The sequence below is a fragment of the Bacillota bacterium genome, assembly GCA_030705925.1.
Classification (GTDB): domain Bacteria; phylum Bacillota; class Clostridia; order Oscillospirales; family Feifaniaceae; genus JAUZPM01.
The window spans coordinates 1-7,666 of record JAUZPM010000084.1 but is presented as its reverse complement, the minus strand read 5'-3'; the positions used below and the strand labels follow the sequence as shown (position 1 = coordinate 7,666).

Annotated in this window: 9 protein-coding genes; 7 read left to right on the top strand and 2 right to left on the bottom strand. The window is 38.4% G+C overall.

Translation table 11 applies throughout. The annotated features are described in order from the left end of the window. The 3 genes from Q8865_10385 to Q8865_10375 form a co-directional block, all read left to right on the top strand. A partial coding sequence (locus Q8865_10385; GenBank protein ID MDP4153822.1) for a hypothetical protein occupies positions 1-1,011 on the top strand: 1,011 nt, incomplete at its 5' end. 150 nt (positions 1,012-1,161) lie between these two features. Continuing rightward, complete coding sequence (locus tag Q8865_10380; GenBank protein ID MDP4153821.1) at positions 1,162-2,214, top strand: inorganic phosphate transporter; 1,053 nt, start codon at positions 1,162-1,164, stop codon at positions 2,212-2,214. A 14-nt stretch (positions 2,215-2,228) separates the two neighbouring features. Beyond that, positions 2,229-2,849 carry a DUF47 family protein gene (locus Q8865_10375; protein MDP4153820.1) on the top strand — a complete coding sequence of 207 codons (621 nt, stop codon included), beginning with the start codon at positions 2,229-2,231 and terminating at the stop codon, positions 2,847-2,849. A 5-nt stretch (positions 2,850-2,854) separates the two neighbouring features. On the opposite strand, the gene Q8865_10370 is transcribed toward Q8865_10375, so the two are convergent. Beyond that, on the bottom strand, positions 2,855-3,061 hold the full coding sequence (locus tag Q8865_10370; protein MDP4153819.1) for a hypothetical protein: 207 nt from the start codon (positions 3,059-3,061) through the stop codon (positions 2,855-2,857). 343 nt (positions 3,062-3,404) lie between these two features. Between Q8865_10370 and Q8865_10365 the strand changes: the two genes are divergently transcribed. Both Q8865_10365 and Q8865_10360 read left to right on the top strand, forming a co-directional pair. Next, on the top strand, positions 3,405-4,283 hold the full coding sequence (locus tag Q8865_10365; protein ID MDP4153818.1) for a DUF2935 domain-containing protein: 879 nt from the start codon (positions 3,405-3,407) through the stop codon (positions 4,281-4,283). 95 nt (positions 4,284-4,378) lie between these two features. After that, positions 4,379-5,197, top strand: a complete 819-nt coding sequence (locus tag Q8865_10360) for a methyltransferase domain-containing protein (protein ID MDP4153817.1) — start codon at positions 4,379-4,381, stop codon at positions 5,195-5,197. A gap of 80 nt (positions 5,198-5,277) precedes the next feature. Here the strand turns inward: Q8865_10360 and Q8865_10355 are convergent, their stop codons facing one another. Then, the gene (locus Q8865_10355) at positions 5,278-6,237 is read right to left on the bottom strand and encodes an alpha/beta fold hydrolase (GenBank protein ID MDP4153816.1); all 960 of its coding nucleotides are present in this window, start codon (positions 6,235-6,237) and stop codon (positions 5,278-5,280) included. Between the two features lie 131 nt (positions 6,238-6,368). On the opposite strand from Q8865_10355, the gene Q8865_10350 reads away from it, so the two are divergent. Beyond that, on the top strand, positions 6,369-7,391 hold the full coding sequence (locus tag Q8865_10350) for a low specificity L-threonine aldolase (GenBank protein ID MDP4153815.1): 1,023 nt from the start codon (positions 6,369-6,371) through the stop codon (positions 7,389-7,391). A 69-nt stretch (positions 7,392-7,460) separates the two neighbouring features. Further along, the coding region (locus Q8865_10345) for an ECF transporter S component (protein ID MDP4153814.1) at positions 7,461-7,666 on the top strand (206 nt) is incomplete at its 3' end.

Below are 7,666 nucleotides of genomic sequence, written 5' to 3'. Positions count from 1 at the left end.
TGCAAAGCCATGAGGGATAAGGACGCAAACGGCAATGGCAAATCTGATGAAGTGCCGCTTGTTTCAAGCTCATGGACAGGAATGCTCAGGGCTTTCTGTGGTGCATATGGACTAATGAATAAGGGCACCCGTCATCCTTATGTCGACCTAGACCCAAAGACAAAAAAGCTTCGTTTTGTTCCTACTGCCCCTGAGTTCAGACAGCAGCTTGAATTCATTCATAAAATGTATTCTGAAAAACTTATCGATAACGATATTTTTCAAAGTTCGTCAACCATTACTTCAAGCACCCTTGCAAAAAGTTCAATGAATCTTGTAGGGGGAGTTATATTTACGAACCTTACCCCGGTAACCGGCGACCGCCAAAAAGACTTTGTAGGAATTGAAGAAGCGCTTAAAGGCCCTAACGGTGATAAAATTTGGAGCTGCATCCGCTCGCATATTGTAACAAAAGGCGCATTTACGATTTCTAAGACCAACCCCTATCCCGAGGCTACAGCTCGCTGGATGGATTACTGGTACAGCGAAGCCGGTTCAAGGATGTTTTATCTCGGCGTTGAAGGTAAAAGCTATTTCAAAGACACCGATGGAAAATATAAATTCAAGCCTGAGCTTGTCAAAGTGCCGGAGGGTCAAAATTTTGACGCTGTTGTTTCTAAAATAACCCCTTATGTAGGCGGAAATAGCCCGGTTCTGCTTCTTTCAAATTATTTTTCTGGAAATGAAATGGAACCTGTACCATCTAAAGCAGCGAAGGATCTTCTGAAATATGCGCCTGAACCATGGGAATATTTCATCAATACTAATGAGGAAATGGAGCGCATGTCGTCGCTGGAAGCTGATATAATATCAGGTTATTATAATTCGGTCATCCCACAGTTTATTACTGGTCAGAAACCTCTTGATGATCAAAATTGGAACGAATATGTTGCGAAATATGACAAAATGGGTCTTTCCGAATATATGGATCTTTACAACAAGGGTTATGAAAGATATATGAAAGCAAAATAATCTTTAATCTCGCCTCCTACTTTATATAGTTCTCTCTAGAAAAAACAAAAGCACCTTTTAAAGGCGCTTTTGTTTTTTTTAATAGATTTTGCATGATATAAAAAATTTGATAAATAATTTAATTATATTAAAAGATAATGGAAGAAAAATATGACGATTGAATTGCCAGTATTTTTAGGTGAATTAATAAAAAACCCGCTACTGTTAATAACAACTGTGCTTACACTAGGCGTCATCCTCGTAAATGGCTGGACTGATGCGCCCAATGCTATTGCGACCTGCATTTCGACAAGGTCAATGAATCCGCGAGCGGCAATTTTAATGGCGGCGGTTTTCAATTTTTTAGGTGTTTTTATAATGACTATTTTGAACGCAACAGTTGCGGAAACCATTTACAAGATGGTTGATTTCCGGGGCAATACACATAATGCTCTGGTTGCGTTATGCGCAGCTTTGTTTGCTATTGTGCTATGGGCTACTGCCGCTTGGTGGTTTGGAATACCAACAAGTGAAAGCCATGCGCTTATCGCCGGGATTTCTGGCGCTGCTATTGCACTTCAGGGCGGTATTCGTGGAATCAATATGTCAGAGTGGGTCAAAGTCCTGTATGGACTTGGGCTTTCTCTCATTCTAGGTTTTGCAGCTGGCTGGATCGCTGTCAGATTTGTTGAACTAATTTTTAGAAAACTTAATAGACGAAAAACGTTGGGCTTTTTTAAAAACGCACAGATCGCAGCCAGTGCTGGAATGGCCTTTATGCATGGGGCTCAGGACGGGCAAAAATTCATGGGCGTTTTTATGCTGGGAATGTTTCTTGCTAAAGGTCAACAGTCAGTTCCTAAGTTTATAATTCCGTTATGGCTAATAATATTGTGCTCTGCGGTAATGACACTCGGAACCTCTATAGGGGGCTATCGAATCATAAAAGCAGTCGGCATGGATATGGTTAAACTTGAAAAATATCAGGGCTTTTCGGCTGATCTTGCTGCAGTAATCTGCCTGCTCATAGCTTCTGTGTTTGGGCTGCCGGTCAGTACAACGCATACAAAAACCACAGCTATAATGGGAGTTGGAGCAGCAAAACGGGTTAAAGCAGTGAACTGGGGTGTTGTAAATGAAATGATTGCTGCCTGGTTTCTGACATTTCCTGGCTGTGGCCTTGTAGGCTTTTTAATGGTGATTTTGTTTGCAAAAATATTTTAGAAAAGGATTTTGATATGGCGATAAAAAAAGATTATTACTTCGACTCATTTGTTAATATGGCTGATTACTGCTGCCGAGCCTCAGAGCTTCTGAACAGTATAATAGTTAATTTTAAACCGGACGATCTTAAAAACAAAATGAAAGAAATGCATGATATAGAACACGAAGCTGATACGGTGAGACATTCCATGATCCAAAAACTCTCCCGTGAATTCATAACCCCGATCGAGCGTGAGGATATTGTGGGAATGGCAGATGCTATAGACTCTGTTACCGACACAATAGAAGACGTTCTGATGAGGCTTTATATGTTTAATATTTCTTCAGTTCGCAAACATGCGTTAAATATGTCTGAAATAATAACAAAGTGCTGCATAGCACTAAAAGAAGCTCTTGCTGAGTTCCATAATTACAAAAAATTTCAAGACCTTCATGATTTGATCATTCTGGTAAATAACCTAGAGGACGACGGCGATTCCCTTTTCATAGAGGCAACAAGGGATCTTTATGTGAACTGCAAGGATAGCATCGAGATTTTGGCGTTGGATGAAATATTTCACTATCTTGAGATATGCTGTGACGCCTGTGAAGACGTAGCTGATATCATCGAAAGCATAATGCTCAAGAATTCATAAGCTTACTAATCAATTGTTTGATTTTCTTTGAAATCAAGTTTCAAATTATCAGCATCCAGCATTGCAGAAATATTAATTGGGATAATACCTCCGTTCTCTCCGTGACCAAAATCTTTACAGGTTACAACGGGGATTTGATACTTGTCTGCAATTCTTTGCAGTATCGCAGTGTAATCTGGATAATCCTCTACTGAATATTCGCCTATAAGCATACCAGAGAGACGTAATCAAAAAGACCGCTTTGCTCAATGTGCGAAAGTTATCGGCTTGCTGCAGCCGGAAAATTGAATTTCGCATTTTCCTCAATAAAAAGGATATATTTTTGTGCTTTATCTAAGGGAAAATAAGCACGTTGTATCCCTTATCGGGGATATTTTTAATTGAAACCTCAATGTTTTCAGGATCTAAGCCTATGCAAGGCGAAAAAACACCGATCGTATCACTCCCTTCCTGTTTTATATTTTAGCATATAAAAAGTAAAATTTGAAATCATAGCACGATTAAGATAAATATCGCATATTATATAGTATTCAATATTATATAAGAGGTGTTGATATGTTATCAAGGGAAGAATACATACGTTTATCCCTGGAAAATAACCTGTTTTGGCTTCGAATTATGAAAGAACATGCAATTTTTATTGAAAGCTCGATGTTGCCTCCGGACAGGAGCTTGACCCTTGAAGCCAGTAGATTTAAGAGGCAATTTGAACAATTGCTTGCAACAGCAATCAGACTGTCGAATGGTTCTGTATCAAAAGAATCCTTACAATCCGGGCAGTTTTATACAAGATATACTGACGAAGCAGAACGGATCACCCAAAAATTCACGGGAATTACAATAAACAGAAATCTTACACAACAGGAAACAAATATTGAGCCAGCAACACCGTTTACTGAAACACCTCACAGAAAAGAACAGGAAGTATCGTCATTTAATCAGTCAGTTATAAATATGGTGTCGGATTTTATCAGGTTCAAGACAAGTCTTTATAACAGTCAGGCGTCATGCAGAATTGCGACCATGCTGTATACATCAACTATTCAACATGTCATTCACGAGGCTCAGAAGTATGTCGATACACTAAATATGCTTCAGAAAAGAGAAGCAGTGCCGCGCGACGATAATTTTTGGAATCATATAATGTCTGATCACGCAAAGGTCATTCGGGGTTTGCTTGATCCTACGGAAGTCAGGCTGTTTAATGAAGCTGACAGATTTGCAAAAGTATTTGATGCGATAATACAAAGTGAAAATAATCAGATGATGAATCCTCCTGAAAATGCAATGATAGCAACCAGGGAGATAAGCGAGTTTAAATCCGTGCTGACCAGAGGATTGATAGAGTGCAAGATTAAAGCTATAATGATGCCGCTTTTTACAGATCATCTTTTAAGAGAAGCTAACCACTATTTATATTTATTGCAGTTTTAATGGGTGCTGACAGACACCCATTTTTTTATACTGTAATTGACTAATTATTACTTTTGTATTATCCTGAATACTAATAAATTATTTGGAAGTGCAAAATGAGTGGATTCAGATGTCCTGTATGCAAATCAGAGCTTTTAAGAAAAGAAAAAAACATGGTTTGTGCCAATAACCATAATTTTGACGTTGCAAAAAGTGGTTATGTCAACCTGCTATTATCTCAAAAGGCTAAGACAAGGCATCATGGTGACGATAAAAAAATGGTTACAGCAAGACGTGATTTTTTAAACAAGGGGTATTATCGACCTTTGCTTGAAAGCATATGTGAAATTACTCAGAGTCTTGCTTTTAACGGCTGCCGGATTTTGGACGCGGGCTGCGGCGAGTGCTGGTATACTGCTAATATTTATGAATATTTAAAGCAGATAATAAATGTAGAAATGATCGGCATAGATGTTTCTAAGGATGCTTTAACGGTTGGGGCTAAGAGAAATCATGAAATTGAGATTGCTGTGGCAAGCATTTTTGACCTTCCTGTAAGCGATAATTCGTGTGACATCATTCTTTCTTTATTTGCTCCATTGTCTATTTCAGAATTTAAAAGAGTGGTAAAAGATAATGGAGTAATAATAAGAGCAGTGCCTCTTGAAAGGCATTTGTGGAACTTAAAGAAGGCAGTATATGATGACCCTTACGAAAATGATATTGAAAGCTTCGAAATTGACGGTTTTGAACTCCAGAATAAAATAGAAATCAGGGATACCATTCATCTTGAGTCTAATGAAGATATAGAAAATGTTTTTACAATGACTCCTTATTATTATAAAACGAGTGATCAAGATAAAGAAAAACTTAAGTTTTTAACAAAGCTTGATACCGAAATTGAGTTTGGCATATTAGTTTACAGAAGGATTTAGGTTAGTTATTGCAAGAAGAAAAAAAGAGAACAAACGGCTTTTTCACGTGTGTGAAAAAGCCGTTTGTTAAAATAAATAATTTAGTCTTGTGTGAAAAATTTATAAATTAAATCATCACGATCTGGCATTCTTTCGTGACCATAGTCAGGGTAGATATGCATATGTTTCTTAGATTTGATTTTATTATAAGCAGCAAACTGTGATGACGGGGGACAAATCTTATCCATAAGTCCGGTAAAGTATAATACTTCTCCCTTTATTCTGCCTGCAAGGTTTTGCACATCGAGATAACCAAGACGGTTATATATTTCATCCTCACGTTCATGGCGTGGATCATGTACACGGAAATAGTATTTAAGTCCGTCATATGCCTGATCAGAAATATCCATATTCCAAACTCTTTTAAAATCGGAAAGGTACGGGTAAACAGGCGCAAGTTTTTTAATATTTGTATATAAAGCAGAACAAGCAAGCGTAAGTCCACCACCTTGAGAGCCGCCTGTCGCATATATCCTTTCAGGGTCAGCTTCCGGCAGCTTTTCAGCAATACGCGCAAGCTGAACAGTGTCAAGATATATCTGGCGGTATTCCATTTTGTCGACATCGCCTTCAAGTCCTCTGATGAACTGGCTTTTTAGTGTGGGGCCTTCTTCCGTCAGCATATCTGGACTTTTGCCGCCCTGACCGCGGCAATCCATTGCGAGCACTGAGAAACCAGCGAGCGTCCATTTAAAATAGCTTGTCCAGTCATAACTGCTGCCGAAATATCCGTGAAAACAGAGTACAACAGGATGCTTCCCATGATCGTTCTTCGGTTTAAGGTATTTAGCGTAAACTTTTCCAAAACCTGCGCTCGTATAGTACATATCATTACATTCTGTAAATTCAGACTGAAAAGCGGCAGGCGTGACAACTGGTGAAGGGTCTATACTGCGAATCTCTTTTAGTGCTCTGTCCCAATATTCGTCAAAGTCGTCAGGACATGGTGAAGATCCTTTGTACTCTTTAAGTTTTTCAAGAGGCATTTCAAACATTGGCATAGCAATCAGCTCCTAAGTTTTTATAATAAACGTTATTATTTTAACAGAATTAAATTATCCCTGTAAAGTGTAATTTTACAAAAACAATAATCTATGGTATTATTGCATTTAAAATAAAGGAGGTTAACAAAGTGAGTTCTCGTTTTTTTGCAAGTGATAACTGTGCATCTGTTCATCCGCTTATTATGAAAGCGCTTGAAGATGCAAATAATGGTCATGTGATTTCATATGGTGACGATGATTATACAAGAAAAGCTGAAAATTGCATTAAGTCATTGTTTAATCAGCCTTGTGAGGTCTTTTTAGTATATAATGGAACAGGCGCTAATGTGACTGGTCTTGCTGCATGCATTCGTTCTTTCAACAGTGTACTGTGTCCTGATTCTGCTCATATTAATACAGATGAATGCGGCGCTTTTGAGGGTATCACTGGGGCTAAACTTCAACAGGTTTGCGGAAAGGATGGGAAATTTAATATAAAAGCAGCTGAAAGCCTGCTTTGCGTTAAAGGAGTTGAGCACCATTCACAGCCACTCGTGGTGTCGATAACCCAATCTACCGAACTTGGAACGCTTTATTCAATAGATGAAATAAAAGAAATAGCAGAGTTTGCACATAAAAACGGCATGTTTTTTCACATGGACGGCGCCCGTATTTCTAATGCGGCGGTTGCCTTAAAAGCTTCTGTTGCTGACATAACCCAAAATGCTGGTGTTGATGTCTTGTCTTTTGGCGGAACAAAGAATGGAATGATGTTCGGCGAGGCTGTTGTGTTTTTCAATAGCGAGTTAGCTAAAGATTACAGATATATAAGAAAGCAGTCAATGCAGCTAATATCTAAAATGCGATACGTTTCAGCTCAATATATTGCTTTTTTAAAAGATGACTTGTATCTGAAAAATGCCGAAAACGCGAATATTATGGCAAAGCGCCTTTCTGAAGGGCTTTCTAAGCTTGGATTCACTGCGGAATATGAAACGGTCGTAAACAGCGTGTTCGTTAAATTGCCAAAAAAACTGACGGACAAGCTATTAAAAGAAACATTTTTTTACGTATGGAATGAAGAAGAAAACGTTGTAAGGTTAATGACCGCTTTTGACACGACTTTTGAAGACGTTGATAATTTCCTAAATATAATTAAAAAATATATCTAATGATTATTTAATCTTGACTTTTCATATATGAATTGATATTATTAAATTCATTATTAGGGGGGTAATCATATGAATTCACAAAACAAAAAACACTTTACCACTAGGGACTTAGTTGTAATAGGTCTGTTTGCAGCTATATGTTATGTGGTATTATATTTCAGGGTGCCGATACCGTCACCGGTCGGAAAACCGTTTCTGCACTTTGGGAATATGGTGGTTATAATTGCCGCTCTGCTTTTCGGCGGGGTTCAAGGCGGGCTTGCCGGTGCGGTAGG